This is a genomic window from Allobosea sp. LjRoot90 (genome assembly GCF_964254315.1).
Classification (GTDB): Bacteria; Pseudomonadota; Alphaproteobacteria; order Rhizobiales; family Beijerinckiaceae; genus Allobosea.
Window position 1 is genome coordinate 27,439 of sequence record NZ_CAXUTF020000003.1, and the last position, 22,331, is coordinate 49,769.

Consider the following 22,331-nt stretch of genomic DNA (forward strand, 5'->3'; position numbering starts at 1 on the left):
GCGAGCTCTTCTCGTGCAGCTAATTCAGGAGCTTCACCAGATAGAGGCTGAGCGCCGGAAATGCCACGCAGATGCTAAGCCGAATCACGTCGGCGGCGACGAAGGGCAGCACGCCGCGATAGATCCGCGTCACCGGCACGTCGCGCGCCAGCGAGGCGACGACGAAGACGTTGAGGCCGATCGGCGGGCAGGTCATGCCGATGCCGACCACGACCAGGACGAGGATGCCGAACCAGATCGCGATGTCGTCGCTCGGCATGCCGAAATCGAGCGCGGTCACGATCGGGAAGAACACCGGCAGGGTCAAAAGGATCATGGCGAGTTCGTCCATGACACCGCCGAGCACGATATAGAACAGCAGCAGGCCGACCAGCACGGTGTAGGGCGCCCAGCCTGAGGCCGCGATCATCTCGGCCGCCGCCGTCGGCACCTGCGTCAGCGCGAGGAACGCGTTGAACACCTCGGCGCCAAGCAGGATCGCGAAGATCATCGCCGAGGTCTCGGCCGTCTGCAGGATCGCCTGCTTGATCTCGGCGAGGCCGAGCGTGCGCCGGAACAGGCCGATCGCCAGCATGATGAAGGCGCCGACAGAGGCACCCTCAGTCGGCGTGAAGATGCCGCCATAAATGCCGCCGACCACGATCACCGCGACCGCCATCGCCGGGATGACGCCGACGAGCAGCGGCCAGCGCTCGCGCCAGGGCGTGCGCTCATGCGCCGGTCCGAGCGTGCCGTCGAGCCGCGTCATGATCGCGATGGTGATGCAATAGAACGCCGCCGCCATCAGCCCGGGGATCAGCGCCGCCTGGAACAGCTTGGCGATGTTCTGCTCGGTCGAGATCGCATAGACGACGAGGATGACTGAGGGCGGGATCAGGATACCGAGCGTGCCGCCGACCGCGGTAACGCCGCAGGCGAAGCCGGGATCGTAACGGTAGCTGCGCAATTGCGGCAGCGCGGCGCGGGCGAAGGTTGCGGTGGTCGCGACCGAGGAACCGCAGATCGCGCCAAAGCCGGTGCAGGCGCCGATCATCGCCATGCCGAGGCCGCCGCGGCGATGGCCGACGAAGGCGGAGGCCGCCTTGAACAGGTCGCCCGCCAACCCCGAGCGCTCGGCGAAGGCGCCCATCAGCACGAAGAGCGGGATCACCGAGAGCGTGTAGTTGGCGAAGATCTGGTAGGGCGTGGTGCGGATATAGTTGAGGAACGGCTCGAGCCCGTTGAGCTGGATGTAGCCGGCGCTGCCGACGACCAGCATGGCGAGGCCGATCGGCAGACGCAGCGCCATCAGTGCCAGCATGACGGCAAAGCCGGCGATCGCGAGGGATGCGCCGCTCATTGGGGCTGCCTCAACAGACGGCTGGCGCTGACGAAGGCCGCGAGCGCGACGAAGCCGGCAAGCACCGCGCAGAGTACGATTGGCAGATAGCTCGGCAGCTGCAGCACCATGGTGTTCTCGCCACTGGCGAGCGCCGAGCGCGCCCCGACTCCGAGCCGCCAGGCGATCAGCGCCATGGCGAACCCGTAGACCACGTCCCAGAGCGCATCGAGCCCGTCGCGCCAGCGCTGCGGCAGCTTCAGTGTGAAGGTATCGACGAAGATGTTGCCGCGCTTCAATTGGCAGAGCGGCAGGAAGCAGAAGGCGGCGACGGCCGTCGCCATCTGCACCAGCTCGAAATCGCCCGGCACGCCGGCGGCGCCGACGAGATCACTGCGCAAGGTCACGCTGACCACGACCATGGTCGCGAGCGCGATCAGCAGGACGCCACCGATGAGCGCGACCGCCTCCGCCACCGCGTCGATGCGCGATGGCGGCCTTTCCCCCATGTCCCCGGTCATCGCGGTCAGGCAGCGTTCTGGTGCTTGGTCAGCGCGGCGCGGGCGGCGGCGAGCAGCTTCTCGCCATCAAGGCCCTTGTCCTTGGCGGTCTTGATCCAGCCCTCGATCACCGGCTCGGTCGTCTTGCGCCAGCGCGCCGCTTCCGCCTCGTCGATGGTGGTAATGCTGTTGCCGCGCTTCTTGACCATCTCGGAGACGACGATCGCCTGCTCGTCCCAGACCTTGCCGGCCATCGCCGAGGCGGCGGCGCCGGAGTTCTTGTCGAGGATCGCCTTGAGGTCGGGCGCGAGCCCCTCGTATTTCGCCTTGTTCATCGCGAGCACGAAGGTCGCGACATAGAAGGTCGGCGAGCCCGGGATCTCGGTATGATACTTGACCAGTTCCTGCACCTTGATCGACGGCACCACCTCCCAGGGCACGACGCAGCCGTCGATGACGCGCTGCGCCAGCGATTCCGGCACCTGCGGAATCGGCATGCCGATGGCGTTGACGCCGAGCGCGCGCAGCGCCTCGCCGGCGAGCCGCGTCGGGAAGCGCAGCTTCAGACCCTTCAGGTCCTCCATCGTCTTCACCGCCTTGTTGGCATGGATCAGGCCGTGATCATGTGCCCAGAAGCAGATCGGATGGATGTCCTTGAACTCGTCCTTGAGATGCTCGCTGGCATAATCGGTCAACGCCAGCGAGTTCACCAGCGCCCGCTTGTTCGCCACGAAGGGCAGTTCGAACGCCTCGATGCCGGTGAAGCGGCCAGGCGTGTTGCCGGGCAGCGTCCAGACGATGTCGACGACGCCGTCGCGCGCCTGGTCGTAGAGTTGCGGCGGGGTGCCGCCGAGCTGCATCGACGGGAAGATGTCGATCTTGATCCGGCCGTTCGATTCGGCTCCGACCTTATCGGCCCAGGGCTTCAGGAACTTGGAGTGCCCGTTCGCCACCGGCGGCAGGAAATGGTGCATGCGCAGCGTCACTTCCTGCGCATTGGCGCGGGTAGCGCGCAGCACGGCCGGTGCGGCCACGGCCGAGCCGGCGAGCGTCAGGAACTTGCGGCGATCAAAGCTCATTTGGGTCCCCTCCCCGGGAATTCTGCGTTGTTTCGTTCACCCTGCCGCGGGCCTTGCCAGCAAAAGGCCGGCTGGCCCGTCTCGCGAAGACGCAAGATGGATCAAACCGGCTCCAATGCAAACTGGCCGGAAGTCTCACGCCTTCCAGGCCTTATAGTTTCATTCGTAACTAATTCGCAAGCCCGCCGGTTCTTCCCCGGCGGGCCGCTCGCGCTAGAGCCCGTTCCGATGAGCTTGCACCGCAAGCTCGTCGGCAAAAAACGGTCTCCAGACTAAAAGCGAGAGACGGATTCACTGATCAGGTTGATTCAACCTGATCAGATCCGGCTCGAGCGTGATCAGGCCAGCGGCGGAATACGCAGCACCCAGCCCGGCAGGATCAGATCGGGATCCTTCACCGGCGGCGTGTTGGCCTTGACGATCTCGGTGTACTTGGCGCCCTTGCCCTTGCCGTAGTTCTCCTCGGCGATCTTCCAGAGCGTGTCGCCCTTCTTCACCGTATAGAACACGGCGGCGGCCGCTTCCTTGTTGACGATCAGCTCCGATTCGACCGAACCGACGCCGGCGGTGTTGCCGATCGCCAGGATGATCTTCTCGGCCTCCTCGGTGCTCAGCGCCTTGCCGGAGACCTTCACCTTGTCGCCCGTAACGTCGATCTTGACGTCGGACGGCAGGCCGTGGCCGGCCAGTTCCTTCTGCAACTGATCTGCCGTCGCCGCATTGGCGGAGCTCGACCCGAAGATCTTGGCGCCGGCTTCCTTGATGAAACTGAACAGACCCATAGCATGCTCTCCTGGCGCGCCTTCCGTTCGACCAGGATTGGTCGAACGCTAGGACTTCACGCAACCCGACAGCCTTGAAGCATGTTCTGGTCGCAAAAGTGGCGTCACCTTGCGGAACACGTTCCCGGACGGGCAATCCATCAAGCCCATTCGGAACGACAACTGCAAGACGAAACCTGCAAGACGAAACCGCGTCGTCGCCCTTCCCTCGCGCTGTCGGCACTGGCAGAACGGAGCCGAACCAAAGAACGCCCGTTATCGACACCGCGAAAGGCCAGCCATGACCGCTCTTTCCCTAGAACAGGCCAGCCTGATCATCGACGGCGCCCTGAAATACGCGCGCGAGAACGCCCTGAAGCCGCTCGCCATCGCGGTGCTCGACGCCCGCGGCGCGCAGAAATTCTTCCTCGCGCAGGACGGCACCAGCCTGAAGCGCGGCGAGATTGCGCTCGGCAAGGCCAATGGTTCGATCGCGCTCGGCGTCGGCCCGCGCACCCTCAACAAGATGGCGCTCGAGCGCCCGCACTTCATCAACGGCGTCGCGCTCTCGGTTGGCGGGCCGGTGGTGCCGGTTCCCGGCGGAGCGCTGGTCCGCAATGCCGATGGCGACCTCATCGGCGTCGTCGGCATTTCCGGCGACACCTCCGACAATGACGAGGCGGCAGCGCTTGCCGGTATCGCCGCAGCCGGCCTCGTTGCCGAAACCGGCGGCTGAATTCTGCTATCGTCACATGCGGCCCTGCCTGCCCGGCCTTGCGCCATGTCGCATTGCAAGGCCGGTGGATTTCCGGCAACGGGTGCGTGACCGGCGGCCCTTGAAGCCGTCTCAGGAACTGCGACCATGAACATCGCCGCCGCCATCGATGGCGAAACCGTCCAGACCGACGTGCTGATCATCGGCGCCGGCCCTTGCGGCCTGTTCGCCGTGTTCGAGCTCGGCCTGCTCGACATCAAGGCCCATCTCGTCGACATCCTGCCCAAGGTCGGCGGCCAATGCGCCGAGCTCTATCCGGAGAAGCCGATCTACGACATTCCCGGCTTCCCGCTCGTCACCGGCCAGGGGTTGGTCGACAACCTGATGGAGCAGATCAAGCCCTTCGGCGCGACCTTCCACCTCAACCAGATGATCGAGCAGCTCGAGGTGCTCGGCACCGCGGAGGCACCGCGCTTCCGGCTGCGCACCGATGCCGACACGGTTTTCGAAACGAAAGCGATCCTGATCGCGGCCGGCGGCGGCTCCTTCCAGCCGAAGAAGCCGCCGATCCCGGGCATCGCGACCTATGAGGGCCGCCATGACGGCGGCGGCGTGCACTATGCCGTGCGCAAGATGGAGGCCTTCCGCGACCGCGAGATCCTGATCGTCGGCGGCGGCGATTCGGCGCTCGACTGGACGCTGAACCTGCAGCCAATCGCCAGGCGCGTGACGCTGATGCACAGGCGCGACGATTTCCGTGCCGCGCCGCACTCGGTCGAGCAGATGCGCGCCCTCGTCGCCTCCGGTGCAATGGACATGAAGCTCGGCCAGGTGCTGGGGCTGAAGGGCGAAGGCAACGACCTTCAGGGTGCGGTCTGCCGCGACAATGCCGGCGTCGAGTTCGAGATCGCCTGCAATACGATGCTGCCCTTCTTCGGGCTGACGATGAAGCTCGGGCCGATCGCCGACTGGGGCCTGAACCTCCACGAGAACCTGATCCCGGCCGACACCGAGAAGTTCGAGACCAATGTGCCCGGCATCTTCGCCGTCGGCGACATCAACACCTATCCGGGCAAGCTGAAGCTGATCCTGTCGGGCTTCCACGAGGCAGCGCTCGCCGCCCAGAAGGTCCACCGCTACGTCTACCCGGAGAAGCGGCTGACCTTTCAGTACACGACCTCGTCGACCGCCCTGCAGAAGAAGCTCGGCGTGGCCTGAGAAGGCGCGTCCTCTCCCCTTGCGGGAGAGGGTTAGGGTGAGGGGTCGTGCGACGCTGATCGTTGGCCCGACGCGACATTTCTCGAAACTTTCCAGACCTGAGCGACCCCTCATCCGGCCCTTCGGGCCACCTTCTCCCGCAAGGGGAGAAGGGAGGTCGCGACCTGTCCCTACCGCACCACCGACATGACCGACGATGTCTGCATGTCATGCGCGGCCAAATCGCGCGCCGGGCGCGCAACCGGCTCGGGTGGGACCGGCTGGAGCCGCGTCGCCAGCGAGCCCGATGGACCGCTATGCGTCGGTGCTTCCGCGACCACGCCCTCTTCCTCTGGCGGCGTCACGCGATCGCGCAATTCGGCGATCGCGCCGTCGAGCGGGTGGAAGCTGAAGCGGATTTTGTGCGTGCCGGCAGGGACCTGCACGGCCCGGAACAGGACATTGGCCCTGAGGATCTCGACCTGCTGCCCGTCGAGCTCGGCCCTCCACCAGGGATGCCAGATGTCGTTCAGCACGACGAAGCCGGGCTGCGCAGTCGTGACCTCGATCTCGACCACCGTGTTGCGGTAGCGCTTGAGTTTGACTTCGGCATTGCCTGCGACCGGTCCTTCCGGCACGCCGGGCTCCGGCTCCTGCTCGAGCAGGACGACCTTCTGAGGGTCGGCCTCCGGCCATTGCCCGGCCGACTTCATCCCTTCGAAATCGGCGAGCTGCCAGCCGCCGACGAACATGACGCGCGGCAGCGCCCGCGGATTCTCGTAGATGTAGCCGTCCTTGGTGTAGGCGATGAGCTTGAGGTCGCCGTCGCGCAGCGAGCGGTCGACCTCGCCGATCGGCACCCGTGTCGCGATGTAGCGCAGGCCGAGGAAGTCGGCGAGACGGCAGCGATAGGATGGGAAGAGCGGCGTGAACACGCGCTCACCCGGCGCGGCGATCGAGTCGCGCGTGCCGACCGCATCGGAGAAATCGGCGAGCCGCAGCGGGTTGTAGCCCAGGGTATGGTCGAAACCGTGGATCATGCCGGCGTTGGGCCATTCGAAGCCCATGCCGAGCAGCTCGACCCGGTCGCGCCGCGGCGAATCCGGTGGCTGCACCGTGAGCTTCTTCAGTACGGCGACGGTCTCGTTCTTGGTCTCCGGCCGCAGCACATCGTAGACCTCGGGCGCCAGCGCCGTGGCCTCGTTCGGACCGTTATTGGCGGCAAGATCGGCGGCGACGACGCCGGTGACGATCAGACTGGCGACAAGCGGAGCCGCAGCGCCGCGCCAGCGCGTCAGCACGACCAGAAGCAGAAGCGCGGTCGTGAACCAGGCGGCAGCCGTCGCGCTCGGGAGCCAGGCCTGACCGAGATGCCCGGCCTGGCGCGCCACCAGCAAGGCGAGGACGATGAGCAGGGCGATCGCGCCGGCGCCGATGCCGAGGTCGCGCCAGATCGCGCCCGGCTTCTCCTCGCGGAGGATGCGGTGCAGCAGATAGCCCGAGAGCACTGCCCCGAGCCCGCCGATCAGGAAGGTCGCATCGGCCGGCCGGCGGAACACCTTGACGCCCGGCAGATACTCATAGGCCAGGTGGAACAGCGGCGTGTAGCGGCCGAGCGCGAACAGCACCATCAACACGAACAGTATGGTGTAGGGCCGGATCGCCCTGTCCCAGAGCCAGCCGCGCGTCAGCCCCGGCACGATCAGCAGCAGGAAGGGCAGCGCCCCGACATAGACCTGCCCCATGTTCTTCGAGAGAAAGAGCTCCTTGGCGTTCCATTCCGGGCTGTAGGGGCCCCAGAACTCGACCGACGGATCGCGCACGCCGAAGAGGTCGCCAACGAAGGCGGTCAGCAGCGAGGCCGGGTGGAGCGAGCCCCTGCCCGCTTCGACGAGATCGATCGCCGGCCGGGTCGTCGCTTCGGCGAAGAGCCAGGTCCAGAGCAAGGGCACGGCGATGGTGACGATGCCGGCGAAGCTCGCCGCCGCGATCGGCGCGAGGCTGGCGCGAAACCCCGCCCAGCCTTCCGAGAGCCAGTACGCCATGACCATGCCGATCAGGATATAGGCGCCGAGCAGCGCCACCTGGTCGGGTTCGAGCACCATCATGCCGGCGGCGAAGCCGGCGAGCAGCCCATGGCGCAGCGAGGCGCGCTGCAGCATCCGCGCCGTCAGCCAGAAGGCGAGGCCGAAGAAGGCGAAGCTCGCAATCTGCCCGACATGCTGGATGCGCCATGCGGCCGAGGCGCCGAAGGCGAAGACCAGCGCCGCCAGCAGCGCGCCGGCCGGATGCCAGCCGCGATCGCGGAAGAACATCAGCATGGCGAGCCCGCCGACGAGCAGATGCGCCAGCACATAGGTGTCGACCGCGCGGAAGCTCGGTGACGAGTTGAAGAACGCAAGCAGAATCGCCGGCGAGAAGATCAGCGATTGCGGGTCGGCGACCTGCGGCGAACCGGCGAAGACGTTGTGAGTCCAGAACGGCGACTGCCCGGAATGCAGCGCCTGCGCCAGGAACTGGATCTGCGCCTGGAAATGCGCCTTGGCGTCGAACGGAATCGTCACCGCCCCCGACAGCCAGGGCCAGCACAGCGCCAACCAGGCGCAACAGAACAGCGCGGCCGCCAGCCAGTAGCTGGAGCCCGATCTCCAAACCGCTTTCAACTGGACCCCCAAGGCCCCTGGCGCACCCGGCGCGCATGATCACGCGCCGATCACGCCGATGTGATCACGGTCGACGATGATGGTTCCGCGATGAACCGAAACTGAATGAAACTGAACGGAGCGGATCAGCCGCCCGACTGTGGCACGGCAGCGTCACCATGCCGCGTCGGCGCGCGCAGTCTCAGCGCTTCTGCGCCACCCAGGTGGCGAGCACGCGCCGCTCGTCTGCGGTCATGCCGGAGAGGTTGTTCGGCGGCATGGCGTGGGTCAGCACCGCTTGCACGCCGATGGCACGGCGCTGGCGGGCGATCAGCTCGGGCTCGTGCAGATAGACGCCCTTGGGCGCGATGCCGATGCCGGGCCAGGACGGCTCCGGCGCATGGCACATGGCACAGCGCCCGGTGACGATGTTGGCGACCTCGGGCGTCGCCGGCAGGAGACCGGCGAGCATGATCGGCTTCACCGGTTCGAGCGGCTTCAGGCCGAGCCGCTCGCGCCCACCCGGCGAGGATGCCATCGCCACCCAGAAGGCGAGCCAGAGAGCCAGCGCCGCCACCGCCCAGGTCCACCACGGCGATTTCGCATGGTCGGCATGGCGGACATTGTAGAAATGCCGGATCAGCGCGCCGGCAACGATGATCAGCGCGACCAGCGCCGGGATCACCACCGAGTTGGCGTAGGTCACCGGATAGTGGTTCGCCAGCATCAGGAACAGCACCGGCAGGGTGATGTAGTTGTTGTGCAGCGAGCGCTGCTTGGCCTGCTTGCCGTATTTCGGATCGGGCACCTCGCCGGAAACCATCGCGGCGATGGTTTTGCGCTGGCCCGGCATGATCACGAAGAAGACGTTGGCCGACATGATCGTCGCCATCAGCGCGCCGGTATGGATCAGCGCGCCACGCCCCGAGAAGACGCTGGCGAAGGCCCAGCTCGCGGCAACTACATAGCCAAAGCCGAGCAGGCCGAGCACGACATCGTTCTTGCCCAGCGGCGACCTGCAGAGCAGGTCGTAGAATAGCCAGCCGCCGGCCAGCGCAGCGATGCCGATCGCACCAGCCGCGAAGGGCGAGAGCGCCATCACCGCCGGGTCGATCAGATAGAGCTCGGACTGGGCGTAATAGACCCAGACCAGCAGGAAGAAGCCGGAGATCCAGGTCCAGTAGGCCTGCCATTTGTGCCAGGTCAGCTCCTTCGGCAGCACCTCCGGCGCGACCAGGTATTTGCGCATCGCATAGAAGCCGCCGCCATGGACCTGCCAGGCGAGGAACTGCGTCGGCTGACCGGATTCGGTCCTGGGCGCGTCGGGCGCGGCCCGCAGCGAGGCATCGAGATGGATGAAGAAGAAGGACGAGCCGATCCAGGCGATCGCCGCGATCACATGCAGCCAGCGTAAGAGCTGGCTGCCCCATTCCATCAGATAGGCCTCAAGCACGGACGTGCTCCCGATGATGCAGCGCCGGGGCAACCGCCTGTCGTTCAGGCCGCTTCGGAACCGCAACCCGTCCTCTCCCCCCTTGTGGGGGAGAGTTAGAGAGGGGGGTATGCCACCCTCGACGGATGTCGCGCTTGGTGTTGAGCGGACTGCGGGTGCGATACCCCCCTCCCAACCCTCCCCCGCAAGGGGGGAGGGTTTGTCGCGCGGTTCTCGCGCGCTTCGCCATTTGACAGGGCCGAATCCGGGATGGAACTTGCATCGCCTTCAAGACTAGGTTCGCGCCTTCGGAAGGCAAGCGGCATTCCGGCCGCGCGGCGCGGCTTCAACGAGAGGTTCAAGGCATGGGGCGTCTGTCGACGCATGTGCTCGATACGGTCCGCGGCAAGCCGGCCGCCGGCGTCGCGATCGCGCTCGATGCGCTGCTGCCGGATGGCAGCCGCGAGCGGGTTGCCGACGCCGTCACCAATGCCGATGGCCGCACCGATGCACCGCTGCTCACCGGTACGCTGCCGGTCGGCAGCTATGAATTGACCTTCGCGATCGGCGACTATTTCCGCCATCTCGGCACGAAATTGCCCGAGCCCGCCTTCCTCGATCTCGTGCCGATCCGCTTCGCCATCGCCGAGCCGCAAGGGCATTATCACGTCCCCCTGCTCGCTTCGCCCTGGAGCTACTCGACCTATCGCGGCAGCTGAAAAACGACTCTGTCGCCAACGGCTTGCGAGCCGCGCTTGAATCACCGCCGCATGGACTTGAATCGATCGATGAACACCTCCTCCTACCCGCGCGATCTCGTTGGCTATGGCCGCAACCCGCCGCATCCGCACTGGCCCGGTGAGGCCCGCATCGCCGTGCAGTTCGTGGTGAACTACGAGGAAGGCGGCGAGAACAACATCCTGCATGGCGACGCCGCCTCGGAGGCATTCCTCTCCGAGATCGTCGGCGCGGCGCCCTGGCCGGGCCAGCGCCATATGAACATGGAGTCGATCTACGAATACGGCTCACGCGCCGGCTATTGGCGGCTCTGGCGGATGTTCACTGAGCGCAAGCTGCCGGTCACCGTCTTCGCCGTCGCGTCGGCGTTGCAGCGCTATCCGCAGATCGTCGCCTCGATGCAGGAGGCCGGCTGGGAGATCGCCACTCACGGCCTGAAATGGATCGACTATCGCGACCTGCCGGCCGAGACCGAGCGCGCGCACATCGCCGAGGCGATCCGCATCCAGAGCGAGATCGCCGGCGAGCGCCCGCTCGGCTGCTACCAGGGCCGCACCTCGCAAAACACCATTCCCCTGACCATGGAGGAAGGCGGCTTCCTCTACACCGCCGACGTCTATGCCGACGAGCTGCCCTACTGGCTCGAAGGGCCGCATGGCCCGCAACTCGCAGTGCCCTACACGCTCGACGCCAACGACATGCGCTTCGCGACGCCGCAAGGGTTTAACAGCGGCGACCAGTTCTTCGCCTATCTCAAGGACTCGTTCGACACGCTCTATGCCGAGGGCGAGACCGCGCCGAAGATGATGTCGGTCGGCCTGCACTGCCGCCTCGTTGGCCGGCCCGGCCGCGCTGCCGCGCTTGCCCGCTTCCTCGACTATGTCCAGAGCCATGAGCGCGTCTGGGTCGCAACCCGGCTCGACATCGCCCGCCACTGGGTCAGGACGCAGCCGCCGGCCGGCGGCTACAAGCCGTCGCGCTTGCCGCAGGCCCTGTTCACCGAGGTCTATGGCCGGGTCTGGGAGCACTCGCCCTGGATCGCGCAGGAGACCCATGCAGCCGGTCTCTCACCAGCGCAGGACAATGCGGAAGGCCTACACCAGGCGATGGTCGCGGTGATGCGCAAAGCCCCGCGCGAGCGCCAGAAGGCCCTGCTCGACGCCCATCCCGACCTTGCCGGCAAGATCGCCGCCGCCGGCGAGCTGACACCGGAATCGGCCAATGAGCAGGGCTCGGCCGGGCTCGATCGGCTGACATCGGACGAGCGCGCCCGCTTCACCGCGCTGAACGAGGCCTACAAGGCCAGATTCGGCATTCCCTTTATCCTCGCGGTCAAGGGACTGACGAAGGCGGACATCCTCGCCTCCTTCGAGGAACGGTTGAAGAGCACGCCGGAGCAGGAGTTCGCGACGGCGCTGGCTGAGGTCGAGAAGATCGCACTGATCAGGTTGAAAGACCTGCTGCCTGCCGACTAGGGCTTGTTCGTCCGTTTCCGCCCGTCCAGATCGACCATGCAGCCAGCCACCAGGTCGTGCCGGTCGGGTCCTTCACCCCGCCGCGGCGGTCGCCGTCGCCCTTCTCCGACGGCGCCTGCACCAGCGTGCCGCCGACCGCCTTCGCCTTCTCGATCAGGCCGTCGGGATCCTCGACATAGACATGGACATGGCATTCCGGCCCGCCGGGCGTCTCGCCCAGCATTACGATCGAATCGTCGATCCTGAACTCGGCATGCATGATGCCACCGTCCTCGCGCCGGGCGATGAAGCTCGGATCGCTGCCGAACACCGCCTTGGCGAAGGCGAGCGCCTTTTCCGCATCGGCGACCATGAGATAGGGCGAGACGGCGTTGTGCCCTTCCGGCTTATGCATGGCGTCCTCCTGTTCGCGAAGCCAACTTGGCAATCCGACAGCTGTTCCGGCCGGCTACAGCCCGCTGACCAGATGCCCGCCATCGACCGCGACGACCGCGCCGGTCATGTAGCGCCCGGCATCGGATGAAAGCAGCAGCAGCGGCCCATCGAGATCGTCGAGTTCGCCGGGCCGGCGCATCGGGATGCGCTTCTTCAGCGCCTCGCCCGCCTCGCTGGCGAAGAACTCGCGATTGATGTCGGTGACGACATAGCCCGGTGCCAGCGCATTGACCCTGATCCCGTGCCTTGCCCACTCCAGCGCCAGCGCCTTGGTCATCTGGATCAGTCCGGCCTTGGAGATCGCATAGGGCGCGACACGGCCTGTGACGCGCTCGCCCAGGATTGAAGCGATGTTGACGATCGCCCCGCCGCCTTCCTGACCGGACATGATCTTCGCCGCGGACTGGGCGGCGAAGAAGCAGCCCTTCAGGTTGACGTCGAGCTGGGCATCCCATTGCGCCTCGCTGACCGAGAGCGCAGCTTCCGTCTCGCCGACCCCGGCATTGTTGACGAGCACATCGAGCCCGCCGAGCAACCGGGCGGCTTCGGCGACACCCGCCTCGATCGCCGTAACCGAACTCACATCGAGCGCGAGCGGCACGACCCGGCCTGGCAGCGCCTCGCAGTCACGCGCCAGTTCCTGAAGCCGCTCGGTCCGGCGCGCCGCGGCCGCGACCAGTGCGCCCTTGCCCGCGAGCAGCCGGGCGAAATGCGCGCCGAGCCCCGAGGAGGCACCCGTCACCAGAATCCGCTTGCCGTTGAGATCGTCGAACATCCGGTGCCTGCCTCCCTGCCCGGTGGAGGGGACAATGCCGCGCGACGGCGGTCAACCTCGCGGCACAGGAACCTCGACGCCACCCGAACGTTTCCTGTCAAGGACCAATTCGGACGGGGGATTTCCCATGTTTCGCATTCTGCTGGTGATCGCGGTCATCGCGATCGGCTACGACACCATCGTCCATCAGGGCGCCTATACGCGCGACCTCTGGTACAAGGCGGTCGGCACCACCGAGCGCGTCGTCGACCAGGCCAAGCGCGTCGGCGAGCGAGCTCCGGACGAACCGCCGCGCTCTCAGATGAATTGATCGACGCCGTCATGCTCGCCCCTGTGGCGAGCATCCACGTCTTGAACACGGCACTGGATCACCGAAGACATGGATGGTCGGGACAAGCCCGACCATGACGGAAAGAGCGGCGCCTACGCCGCCTCTCTTGCCAGCGCCGCCCGCTCGATCTCTCCGGCGATGGCGTCGATCAGCGCCGTCTCGTCCCCAGCGAGCCCTTCCATTGCCGCCATGCGGGCGAGCACGGTCGTGGCGACCTTCTCCTCCACTGTGTCCTCGGCATAGGTGTAGAAGATCGTCGCGTGCTGGCCGTCGCGATGACAGCGGCCCTCGATCTGCTGCAGCTGGATCGCGCTGTGGCGCAGGTCATGGACGACGAGCGCCCGCTCGCGCTCGCCGCCGGGCATCTCGGCCTTATGCAGCGAGATCGACTCGGTCACGGTGAAGACGACCGCGTCGAGCTTGCCGGTCTGGAAGGCGATCCGCGTCGCCTCGTTGGCTTCGCCTGAGTACTCGCCGGTGATCGAGCCGACGCGCCAGCCCTTGCCTGAGAGCTTCTCGGCCAGCATCGCCCCGGTTTCGAGGAAAGCGACGGAGATCGCCACCTGCTCGTCATTCTCGAGCAGGTCCTGGCAGAACTCGGCCGTGCCGGCGGTGCGCAGCAGGCTCGCCTTCTGGCGGAAGCGCAGATCGGCGGCCCAGCCGGCGGGCTTGCGGGTCGAGCCGCCGGCAAGACCGAGCTCGCGCCGGAACTCACGCCAGGTCGCGTCGTAGAGTTTACGTTCGCTGGCATCGAGCGCAACGGGGGCGAGCTCGCGCTGCACCTCCGGCCAGCCGGCGATCTCCTCCGGTCGACGGCGCAGGCCGATGGCGTTGGCGCCGCGGTAGAGCAGGCCCGCCATCACCTTGCGGTCGCTCTCGTTCGGCTCCCAGCTCCAGTTCTTCCAGCGCCCCTTGGCCCTGCCCATCTTCAGGCGCTTCATCAGCACGCGGAAGCCGTCGAGATCGGCACCGGGCGCGCCCGTCGCATCACTCAGCAACCTCGCGAGATAGGAGAGTTCGTGCGGCGCCTGCCCCGCGGTCGCGCTCATATAGATCGTGAACTGCGACGCCGCGGCCATCTGCCGGCAGACCAGCCCCTGCTGCGAGTTCGGATTGCGGATGCGGTGGGCCTCGTCGATCACGACCAGCGGCCAAACCCGCTTCGGCGAGCCGTGCTTGGCAAGCTCGTTGTTCTTCGCCCTCGTCGAGCGCTTGCTGCTGGCCGGCGGCGGAGCGAGCAGTGACTTGGTCCGCTCGAAATTCATCAAGGTGAGCTTCTTCAGCGGCAGTCCAGCATGGGCGATGGTGCGCCGCCATTGCGGGATCGCGCCTTTCGGGCAGATCACCAGCACCTCCTGCTCCGGCATCGCCGAAATCGCGAGCCAGGCCGAGAGCGTCTTGCCGAGCCCCGTGAGATCGCCGAGCAGGAAGCCCGGCTTGCCCGCCGCCCGCGCCGCCAGGATCGCATCGCGCGCCACGAGCTGGTGCGGATGCGGCACCATGATCTCGGGCGCATCGCCCTTCGCCGAAGCTGTCATGCCTGCCGGACCTCCGGGACCGCGGTCCGCTCGGTCGCCATCGCCGCGAGCACATCGGCGCGTTGCAATTCCTCGATCAGCACGCCGAGGAAATTGGTCACCACCTTGGGCAGCGCCCGGCCCGACATGGTCTGGATCTGCAGGCTGCGCGGCGGCAGGTCGCCATCTCTGAGCGGCAACGCCACGACCGAGCCGTCGCGGATCGAGGCGCCGAAGGTGATCGAGCTTGCGAACATCACCGCCCCGCCCAGTTTGCAGAAATGGCGCAGGCTCGCGACATTGGTCGAGGTCAGGACGGCATCGACGGTCAGCCCGCGCGCCGAGAAATAGATGTCGACGATCTTGCGCACCGTCGCCTCGGTGTCGAGCACCGCGACCGGGTGGACGAAGATGTCCTCGATCCTGATCGATTCCTTTGCCGCCAGCGGGTGGTGCGGCGCGACGAAGGCGTAGGTCCTTGCCGCGCATTGCCAGTTGATGGTGACGCCGCGCTCCTGCTGCAGCACGAAGGTCAGGCCGAGATCGATCGTGCCGGTGCGGACATGCTCGGTGACGACCTGGGGCGACATCACCTTGACGTCGAAGGCGACATCCGGGTGCTGCTGGCGGAAGGCGAAGATCACCTCGGGAATGAAGCTGACCGCGAAGCCCTCGGTGACGCCGAGCCTGATCAATCCCTTGCTCGCACCGCGCAGCTCGCGGATCTCGCTGACGACCTGCTCGCTCTCCAGTTCGAGCCGCTGGGCATAGGCGGCGAGCGTCTGCCCGGCCTGGGTCAGGATCATGCCGTGCGAGCGCCGCTCGAACAGGGCTGCGTCCAATTCCTTCTCGAGATTGGCGATCTGGCGGCTGACGGCAGAGGCAGCGACGCGCAGGCGCTGCGCCGCGGCGCTGACCGAGCCGGTCCGCACCACCGCCAGGAAATATCGCAAGGCCGGGGTCTGCATGGGCGTGCAGTAACCGGCCATTGCCGTCCCGGCAACGATCCTTTCGATTCATTCTTATGGCGGCAAGCACGAAGCTGTGCAGAGTTTGTGTCGCCGGCATGACGGTGGCCCTTGGCTACCCGCCGAACGAGGCAAGCGACAACGCTGCGAGGGGAAAACATGCGCTTCTTCGACAAGGCCTCAACGGCCCTGGCCGCAACCATTCTGGCTGCGACCGCTCTGGCGACGCCCGCCTTCGCCCAGAAGGCCGCCAACACCGTTCGTTTCGCCTATGACCAGGCGCCGGAAAGCGTCGATCCGTTCTTCAACAATGTCCGGATCGGCGTGATCATCGGCGCCAATGTCTGGGACACGCTGATCTACCGTGACCCGAACACCAACGAGTACAAGGGCCAGCTCGCCAAGAGCTGGAAGCAGGTCGACGACAAGACCATCGACTTCGAACTGCGCGAAGGCGTGAAGTTCCACAATGGCGAGGAGTTCGACGCCGACGACGTCGTCTACACGCTGAACTTCATCTCCAAAACCGAGAACAAGGTCGTCACCCAGGGCAATGTCAACTGGATCGCCAAGGCCGAGAAACTCGACAAGTACAAGGTCCGGCTGACCACCAAGGACATCTTCCCGGCCGCGATCGAGTATCTCGCCGGCCCGGTCGTGATCCACCCGAACGAGTATTACGAGAAGGTCGGCCCCAAGGGCCAGAACGAGAAGCCGGTCGGCTCCGGCCCCTACAAGGTCACGAACTACGTGCCGGGCAAGTCGATCTCGCTCGAGCTCAACAAGGACTATTTCAAGGACTCGCCGAAGCCGCAGCCGAAGATCGGTAAGTTCGAGATCCGCTTCATTCCGGATCGCCAGACCCAGATGGCCGAGATGCTATCGGGTGGCGCCGATCTGATCATGCACGTGCCGAAGGACCAGGCCGACCAGCTCCAGGCCGTGCCGACGCTGCAGGTCGTCTCCGGCGAGACGATGCGCATCGTCTTCATGCAGATGAACATCCTCGAGAACGGCCCGGCCCCAGCTCTCAAGGACGAGCGCGTGCGCAAGGCGATCATCCACGCCATCGACCGCGAGGCGATGGTCAAGAACATCGTCGGCACGGGCTCGCGCGTCATCAACACGATCTGCTTCCCCTCGCAGTTCGGCTGCACCGACGAGGGCGCGGCGCGCTATCCCTACGATCCCGCCAAGGCCAAGGCGCTGCTCGCCGAAGCCGGCCATCCCAGCCTGACCATGGACATCGTCGCCTATCGCGAGCGCAACCAGACCGAGGCGCTGATCGGCTATCTCCAGGCCGTCGGCATCAAGACCAATCTGCGCTTCCTGCAGTATGCCGCGATGCGCGAGCAGATCGCCAGCAACAAGGCGATGTTGACGCACCAGACCTGGGGCTCGTTCTCGGTCAACGACGTCTCGGCCGCGACGCCGAACTACTTCGCCTTCCGCAGCGAGGACATCACGCGCGATGCGGCTGTGCGCGACCTCCTCGAGAAGGGCAACAACTCGGTCGATCCGGCCGTGCGCAAGGAGGCCTACAAGGCCGGCCTGAAGATCATCGCCGACAAGGCCTATGCCGTGCCGCTCTATTCGCTGCCGGTCTACTACGTCGCCAACAAGGACCTGAACTTCAAGGCCTATCCGGACGAGCTCGTCCGCTTCTGGGAGATGGGCTGGAAGTAAGCCTTCCTGCGTCTCTCAACGGTCATCCCGGACCAGCCGCGTCAGCGGTGCCGATCCGGGATGACCTCTTAGAATCCAGAACTGAAGGAAGCCCCGGTGCTCGGCTTCATCGTCAAACGGCTCGGCCTCGCGCTACTCGTCGCGCTCGCGGTCTCGGCCATCGCCTTCTTCCTGCTGCGCCTCTCCGGCGACATCGCGGTCGCGATCGCCGGCGAGGGTGCGCAGCAGGCCGATCTCGACGTCATCCGCAAGACCTACGGGCTCGACCGGCCACTCGTCGTCCAGTACCTCGACTGGCTGCTGAAGACGCTCTCGGGCGATTTCGGCACCTCGATCTATTTCAAGACCGACGTCGCCACGCTGGTCTTCGCCAAGCTGCCGGTGACGCTGATCCTCGGTGTCTCCTCGCTTGCCTTCGCGCTTGCGATCTCGATCCCGCTCGGCGTGCTCGCCGCGATCTACTCCAATAGCTGGATCGACCGGCTGGCGCTCGCCATCGCCGTCTTCGGCCAGGCGATGCCGAACTTCTTCTTCGCGCTGATCCTGGTGATGCTGTTCTCGATCACGCTGCGCTGGCTGCCGGTCTCCGGCTCAGGCACCTGGCTGCATTACGTCATGCCGACGATCGCGCTCGGCTACTACACCGCACCGGCCTTCATGCGGCTGATCCGCGCCGGCATGATCGAGGTGCTCTCGGCCGACTATATCCGCACCGCCCGCGCCAAGGGCCTCTCGCCCTATGCGGTCGTCATCACCCATGCGCTGCGCAACGCCGCGGTGCCGGTCGTGGCGCTGACGGCGGTGCAGCTCGGCTTCCTGCTCGGCGGCTCGGTGGTGATCGAGACGATCTTCGCGCTCGATGGGCTCGGCTACCTCGCCTATCAGAGCATCACCTACAAGGATTTCCCGGTCATGCAGGTCATCGTCCTGCTGCTCTCGGTCGTCTACGTCCTGCTGACGCTGCTGGCCGACATCGCCAATGCGTGGCTCGATCCGCGCATCCGGGTGGCCTGAGATGAGCGACGCAACCTCCCTCCCCCTCGCCACCAGCGACGTCACCGGCGGGCGCCGTTTGCTGCGCCGGGCCCTGGCGCAAAAGTCCTTCCTGTTCGGCTTCGGGCTGCTGCTGGTGTTTGTGGTGCTGGCTTTGCTCGCCCCGGTGCTGGCGCCGCACGATCCCTATCTGCAGAACCTGACGACGCGGAACGTCCCACCCTTCTGGTACGAGAAGGGCAACTGGCTCCATCCCCTCGGCACCGACCCGCTCGGACGCGACTATCTCTCGCGCCTGCTTTATGGCGCCCGCATCTCGCTGCTGATCGGCATCAGCGTCGTCGCCATCGCCGGGCTGATCGGCACGACCATGGGCCTGCTCGCCGGCTATTTCGGCGGCCGCATCGACATGGCCGTCACCTTCATGGTCACCACCCGCCTCGCCATGCCGGTGATCCTGGTGGCGCTCGCGGTCGTCGCCATCATCGGCTCCTCGCTCTGGATCGTCATCCTGGTGCTCGGCCTGTTGAAATGGGACCGCTTCGCCGTGGTGATGCGCAGCGCGACGCAGCAGGTCCGCTCGCTCGACTACATCACGGCGGCGCAGGCCTCCGGCGCGACCACGACCCGCATCATCCTGCGCGAGATCCTGCCCAACATCGCCCCGCATCTGATCGTGGTCGCGACGCTGGAGGCGGCGAGCGCCATCTTGCTCGAAGCCGCGCTCTCCTTCCTCGGTCTCGGCGTGCAGCCGCCCCTGCCGTCCTGGGGCCTGATGGTCTCCGAAGCCAAGGCCTACATGTTCTTCTCGTTCTGGCTGATCGCCCTGCCCGGCACGGCGCTCGCCTTGCTGATCTTCGCGATCAACCTCGCGGGCGACGGCCTGCGCGACGTGATCTCGCCCGAAAAGCGCAACTGATCCTTTTTGACGGAGTGACTGCCATGACCCGCGCCAAGGCCATCGCCCATGCGCTCGACTATTTCGACTCCGGCAGCTTCAAGAGCGACCTGTCGCGGCTCGTCGCCATGCCGACCGAAAGCCAGAATCCCGAGCGCGCCCCGGTCCTCGCCGAGTACCTCGACACGGAGATGCGCCCGCTGCTGGAGAGCCTCGGCTTCACCTGCACGGTGCTGACCCATCCCAAGGCCAAGGGCCCCTTCCTCTTCGCCCAGCGTATCGAGGACGAAGGCCTGCCGACCATCTTCGGTTACGGCCATGGCGACGTCATCCGAGGCCTCGACGCGCAATGGGCCGAAGGCCTTTCGCCGTGGGCCCTCACCGAGCGCGGCGACCGCTGGTACGGACGCGGCGTCGTCGACAACAAGGGCCAGCACCTGATCAATCTCAGCGCGCTGAAATCCGTGCTCGAGACGCGCGGCGGCAAGCTCGGCTTCAACGCCAAATACCTGATCGAGATGGGCGAGGAATGCGGCTCGCCCGGCCTGCGCGAGCTCTGCACCGAGCAGAAAGAGCTGTTCAAGTCGGATGTGCTCATCGCCTCCGACGGACCGCGCCTCAACGCCGAGCGCCCGACCATCTTCCTGGGCGCTCGCGGCGGGGTCACCTTCGACCTCACCATCAACGCCCGCGAGGGCGGCCACCACTCCGGCAACTGGGGCGGCATCCTCTCCGATCCGGCGATCCAACTCGCCCACGCCATCGCCTCGATTACCTCGCCGACCGGCCAGATCCGTATCCATGAATGGGTGCCTAAGGAATTGCCCGCGGCCGTGCGCAAGGCGCTCGCCGATTGCGAGATCGACGGCGGCCCCGATGGTCCGACCATCGATCGCGAATGGGGCGAGCCCGGCCTGTCGCCGGCCGAGCAGGTCTTTGGCTGGTGCTCCTTCGACGTGCTGGCGATGAAGTCGGGCGTGCCCGAGACGCCGGTCAATGCCGTGCCGCCGAGCGCGTGGGCCCGCTGCGCCCTGCGCTTCGTCGTCGGCATCGACCCGGACGACGTCATGCCGGCACTGCGCCGCCATTTCGACCGCCATGGCTTCGGCATGGTCGAAGTCACCAAGGCGCGCGATGCGGTCTTCAACGCCACCCGGCTCGATCCCGATGATCCGTGGGTCGAATGGGCGCTGGCCTCGCTCGCCAAGAGCACCAACAAGAAGCCGGCGCTGCTGCCCAATCTTGGCGGCGGCCTGCCCAACGACATATTCGCCGACATCGTCGGCATGCGCACGATCTGGGTGCCGCATTCCTATCCCGGCTGCTCGCAGCACGCCCCGAACGAGCATGTCCCCGTCGCGATCCCGCGCGAGGCCCTCGGCCTGATGGCCGGGCTCTACTGGGATCTCGGCGAGAGCGACCGGCCGGCGCTCTGAGTTAAATCTCTGCCGTCATGCTCGCCCTTGTGGCGAGCATCCACGTCTTCAGCACCGCGCTCGCTCAGTGAGGTGAAGACGTGGATGGTCGGGACAAGCCCGACCATGACGGAGAACGGCTCACCTGATCCGGGCAGCGTCCTCGCCATATTCGCGATCAAGGACGGCTGCGTCCGGACGCTGCCGTTCCAGGCTCTCGCGATAGTGCAGGCAGCCGCGCAGGAACTTCGGCCAGGGCGGCACCGCGATCTCCGGGTCGATCTGCTCGGGCAGCAGCCCCCAGAGCTGCGGGTGGTGCCAGCAGAGATCGTGCCCGGATGAATCGCGATGCTCGCGGATGCCGGCGCGCAGGCGCTTCACTTCCGCGATCAGCTGCTCCGATGTCATGCCGGCGAGATCGTCATCCATGATGCGCTTTCCTATCGACCGGGTTCCTGCGGCTCGCGCGGATCGCGCGCTGGCGGCAGGTCGATCGGCGTCGCCGGCGGCCCTTCGGGTGGTGCGTTCGGCGGCAGCTCCGGCGGCGGATCGTTCGGGATGCCGTTCGGCTCGTTGTCCGGCGGATTCTCGATCGGCGGTGCCGGCGAGACTTCGCCCGGGTTCGTCGGCGGCAGTTCCGGCGGCGGTGTCGGGCTGGTCGGCACGCCGCCTGGCGGTCCGCCGGCTTGTTGAGTGGCTGTCATCGCGTCATCCTCTTGGTGTCCGAGGAAACGCCTGCGCCTCGCAAAGGTTCGGTCCTGCCTCAAACCCGCGCAATGGCTGAGGCGGGCAACTACACCAGCTTCAGCAGATCGGGTTCTTCGATGCAGATCGCCGCTTCAATGCTCCGGCTCGCGGCTCTTGCCCTGATCGCCGCGGCGAGCCCTGCTCAGGCTCAAACGGCCGACCTGCTCGCCTGCAGCGGTCCCTTCGCCCGCAATGCCGACGAAGCCGCGCTGATCCGAGCCTTCGGCGCCGGGAACGTCCAGCGCGCCCGCATCGAGATCGGCGAGGGCGAGAAGGCAGCCGGCGCCATCCTCTTCCCCAGGGATCGCAAGCGTCGGCTCGAGCTGATCTGGCGCGATGGCGCCAAACGTCGCGGTCCTGGCACGATCTTTGTCCGCGAGGGCTCGGCCTGGGCGGTCGCGGGGCCCGCCGGAGAGCGCATCGCCCTCGGCACTGCCCTCGCCACGGTCGAGGCGGTCAATGGCAAGCCCTTCCGCATTCTCGGCTTCGACTGGGACTATTCCGGCACCGCGGCGGACTGGAAAGACGGCAAGCTCGCCGGCGCCTTTGGCGGCTGCAAGCTGACGATCCGTTTCGGCTATCCCAAGGGCGCCGACTCCAAGGCGCTCGATCGGCTCTCCGGCGACCAGGAATTCTCCTCCGCCAACCCCGACATGCGCCTGGTCAAGCCGACGGCCTACGAGATCCTGCTGTCCTGGCCGGACTGAGG

22 protein-coding genes are annotated in these 22,331 nt (G+C 66.4%); 10 read left to right on the forward strand and 12 right to left on the reverse strand.

Annotated elements, in window-relative coordinates; all coding sequences use genetic code 11:
- Positions 1 to 19 precede the first annotated feature (19 nt).
- From ACSQ3M_RS12125 to lysM, 4 genes are all read right to left on the reverse strand, one after another.
- Entirely contained in the window at positions 20 to 1,339 is a 1,320-nt protein-coding gene (locus tag ACSQ3M_RS12125; RefSeq protein ID WP_436150341.1) for a TRAP transporter large permease, read from the reverse strand.
- A complete protein-coding gene (locus tag ACSQ3M_RS12130; protein ID WP_436150342.1) occupies positions 1,336 to 1,827 on the reverse strand; it encodes a TRAP transporter small permease in 492 nt (163 codons plus the stop codon). The genes ACSQ3M_RS12125 and ACSQ3M_RS12130 overlap by 4 nt, the downstream gene beginning before the upstream one ends.
- A gap of 17 nt (positions 1,828 to 1,844) precedes the next feature.
- Complete coding sequence (locus ACSQ3M_RS12135) at positions 1,845 to 2,897, reverse strand: TRAP transporter substrate-binding protein (RefSeq protein WP_436150343.1); 1,053 nt, start codon at positions 2,895 to 2,897, stop codon at positions 1,845 to 1,847.
- Between the two features lie 338 nt (positions 2,898 to 3,235).
- Positions 3,236 to 3,679 carry a peptidoglycan-binding protein LysM gene (gene lysM / locus ACSQ3M_RS12140; protein ID WP_436150344.1) on the reverse strand — a complete coding sequence of 148 codons (444 nt, stop codon included), beginning with the start codon at positions 3,677 to 3,679 and terminating at the stop codon, positions 3,236 to 3,238.
- A 280-nt stretch (positions 3,680 to 3,959) separates the two neighbouring features.
- Between lysM and ACSQ3M_RS12145 the strand changes: the two genes are divergently transcribed.
- Positions 3,960 to 4,394: a GlcG/HbpS family heme-binding protein gene (locus ACSQ3M_RS12145; RefSeq protein WP_436150345.1), complete on the forward strand. Its 435-nt coding sequence runs from the start codon at positions 3,960 to 3,962 to the stop codon at positions 4,392 to 4,394.
- A 126-nt stretch (positions 4,395 to 4,520) separates the two neighbouring features.
- Entirely contained in the window at positions 4,521 to 5,591 is a 1,071-nt protein-coding gene (locus tag ACSQ3M_RS12150; RefSeq protein WP_436150346.1) for an NAD(P)/FAD-dependent oxidoreductase, read from the forward strand.
- A 170-nt stretch (positions 5,592 to 5,761) separates the two neighbouring features.
- On the opposite strand, the gene ACSQ3M_RS12155 is transcribed toward ACSQ3M_RS12150, so the two are convergent.
- Together ACSQ3M_RS12155 and ACSQ3M_RS12160 are read right to left on the reverse strand one after the other, a co-directional pair.
- Complete coding sequence (locus ACSQ3M_RS12155) at positions 5,762 to 8,233, reverse strand: hypothetical protein (protein WP_436150347.1); 2,472 nt, start codon at positions 8,231 to 8,233, stop codon at positions 5,762 to 5,764.
- Between the two features lie 181 nt (positions 8,234 to 8,414).
- Entirely contained in the window at positions 8,415 to 9,647 is a 1,233-nt protein-coding gene (locus ACSQ3M_RS12160) for a urate hydroxylase PuuD (protein WP_436150956.1), read from the reverse strand.
- A 362-nt stretch (positions 9,648 to 10,009) separates the two neighbouring features.
- Here ACSQ3M_RS12160 and uraH point away from each other — a divergent pair, with 362 nt between their 5' ends.
- Both uraH and puuE read left to right on the forward strand, forming a co-directional pair.
- On the forward strand, positions 10,010 to 10,363 hold the full coding sequence (gene uraH / locus ACSQ3M_RS12165) for a hydroxyisourate hydrolase (protein ID WP_436150348.1): 354 nt from the start codon (positions 10,010 to 10,012) through the stop codon (positions 10,361 to 10,363).
- Positions 10,364 to 10,432: 69 nt separating this feature from the next.
- Entirely contained in the window at positions 10,433 to 11,857 is a 1,425-nt protein-coding gene (gene puuE, locus ACSQ3M_RS12170) for an allantoinase PuuE (protein WP_436150349.1), read from the forward strand.
- Here the strand turns inward: puuE and ACSQ3M_RS12175 are convergent.
- Both ACSQ3M_RS12175 and ACSQ3M_RS12180 read right to left on the reverse strand, forming a co-directional pair.
- A complete protein-coding gene (locus ACSQ3M_RS12175) occupies positions 11,826 to 12,251 on the reverse strand; it encodes a VOC family protein (protein ID WP_436150350.1) in 426 nt (141 codons plus the stop codon). The two genes, puuE and ACSQ3M_RS12175, sit on opposite strands and share 32 nt — an antisense overlap.
- A gap of 54 nt (positions 12,252 to 12,305) precedes the next feature.
- Positions 12,306 to 13,067 (reverse strand): SDR family NAD(P)-dependent oxidoreductase, encoded by a 762-nt coding sequence (locus ACSQ3M_RS12180; protein ID WP_436150351.1) that lies wholly within the window; start codon positions 13,065 to 13,067, stop codon positions 12,306 to 12,308.
- A gap of 127 nt (positions 13,068 to 13,194) precedes the next feature.
- On the opposite strand from ACSQ3M_RS12180, the gene ACSQ3M_RS12185 reads away from it, so the two are divergent.
- Entirely contained in the window at positions 13,195 to 13,377 is a 183-nt protein-coding gene (locus ACSQ3M_RS12185; RefSeq protein ID WP_436150352.1) for a hypothetical protein, read from the forward strand.
- 113 nt (positions 13,378 to 13,490) lie between these two features.
- On the opposite strand, the gene ACSQ3M_RS12190 is transcribed toward ACSQ3M_RS12185, so the two are convergent.
- Both ACSQ3M_RS12190 and ACSQ3M_RS12195 read right to left on the reverse strand, forming a co-directional pair.
- Positions 13,491 to 14,936, reverse strand: a complete 1,446-nt coding sequence (locus ACSQ3M_RS12190) for an SNF2-related protein (RefSeq protein WP_436150353.1) — start codon at positions 14,934 to 14,936, stop codon at positions 13,491 to 13,493.
- Entirely contained in the window at positions 14,933 to 15,883 is a 951-nt protein-coding gene (locus tag ACSQ3M_RS12195) for a LysR family transcriptional regulator (RefSeq protein WP_436150354.1), read from the reverse strand. Before ACSQ3M_RS12195 ends, ACSQ3M_RS12190 begins: the two co-directional genes overlap by 4 nt.
- Positions 15,884 to 16,042: 159 nt before the next feature.
- Here ACSQ3M_RS12195 and ACSQ3M_RS12200 point away from each other — a divergent pair, with 159 nt between their 5' ends.
- The 4 genes from ACSQ3M_RS12200 (at position 16,043) to ACSQ3M_RS12215 (ending at position 20,896) form a co-directional block, all read left to right on the forward strand.
- Complete coding sequence (locus tag ACSQ3M_RS12200) at positions 16,043 to 17,569, forward strand: ABC transporter substrate-binding protein (protein ID WP_436150355.1); 1,527 nt, start codon at positions 16,043 to 16,045, stop codon at positions 17,567 to 17,569.
- 96 nt (positions 17,570 to 17,665) lie between these two features.
- A complete protein-coding gene (locus tag ACSQ3M_RS12205; RefSeq protein WP_436150356.1) occupies positions 17,666 to 18,583 on the forward strand; it encodes an ABC transporter permease in 918 nt (305 codons plus the stop codon).
- A 1-nt stretch (position 18,584) separates the two neighbouring features.
- On the forward strand, positions 18,585 to 19,481 hold the full coding sequence (locus ACSQ3M_RS12210) for an ABC transporter permease (protein ID WP_436150357.1): 897 nt from the start codon (positions 18,585 to 18,587) through the stop codon (positions 19,479 to 19,481).
- Between the two features lie 23 nt (positions 19,482 to 19,504).
- The gene (locus ACSQ3M_RS12215; protein ID WP_436150358.1) at positions 19,505 to 20,896 is read left to right on the forward strand and encodes a M20 family metallopeptidase; all 1,392 of its coding nucleotides are present in this window, start codon (positions 19,505 to 19,507) and stop codon (positions 20,894 to 20,896) included.
- A 120-nt stretch (positions 20,897 to 21,016) separates the two neighbouring features.
- Here ACSQ3M_RS12215 and ACSQ3M_RS12220 read toward each other — a convergent pair whose 3' ends face one another.
- A complete protein-coding gene (locus ACSQ3M_RS12220) occupies positions 21,017 to 21,304 on the reverse strand; it encodes a hypothetical protein (RefSeq protein ID WP_436150359.1) in 288 nt (95 codons plus the stop codon).
- An 11-nt stretch (positions 21,305 to 21,315) separates the two neighbouring features.
- A complete protein-coding gene (locus ACSQ3M_RS12225) occupies positions 21,316 to 21,579 on the reverse strand; it encodes a hypothetical protein (protein ID WP_436150360.1) in 264 nt (87 codons plus the stop codon).
- Positions 21,580 to 21,699: 120 nt separating this feature from the next.
- Here ACSQ3M_RS12225 and ACSQ3M_RS12230 point away from each other — a divergent pair, with 120 nt between their 5' ends.
- Entirely contained in the window at positions 21,700 to 22,329 is a 630-nt protein-coding gene (locus ACSQ3M_RS12230; protein ID WP_436150361.1) for a hypothetical protein, read from the forward strand.
- Positions 22,330 to 22,331 lie beyond the last annotated feature (2 nt).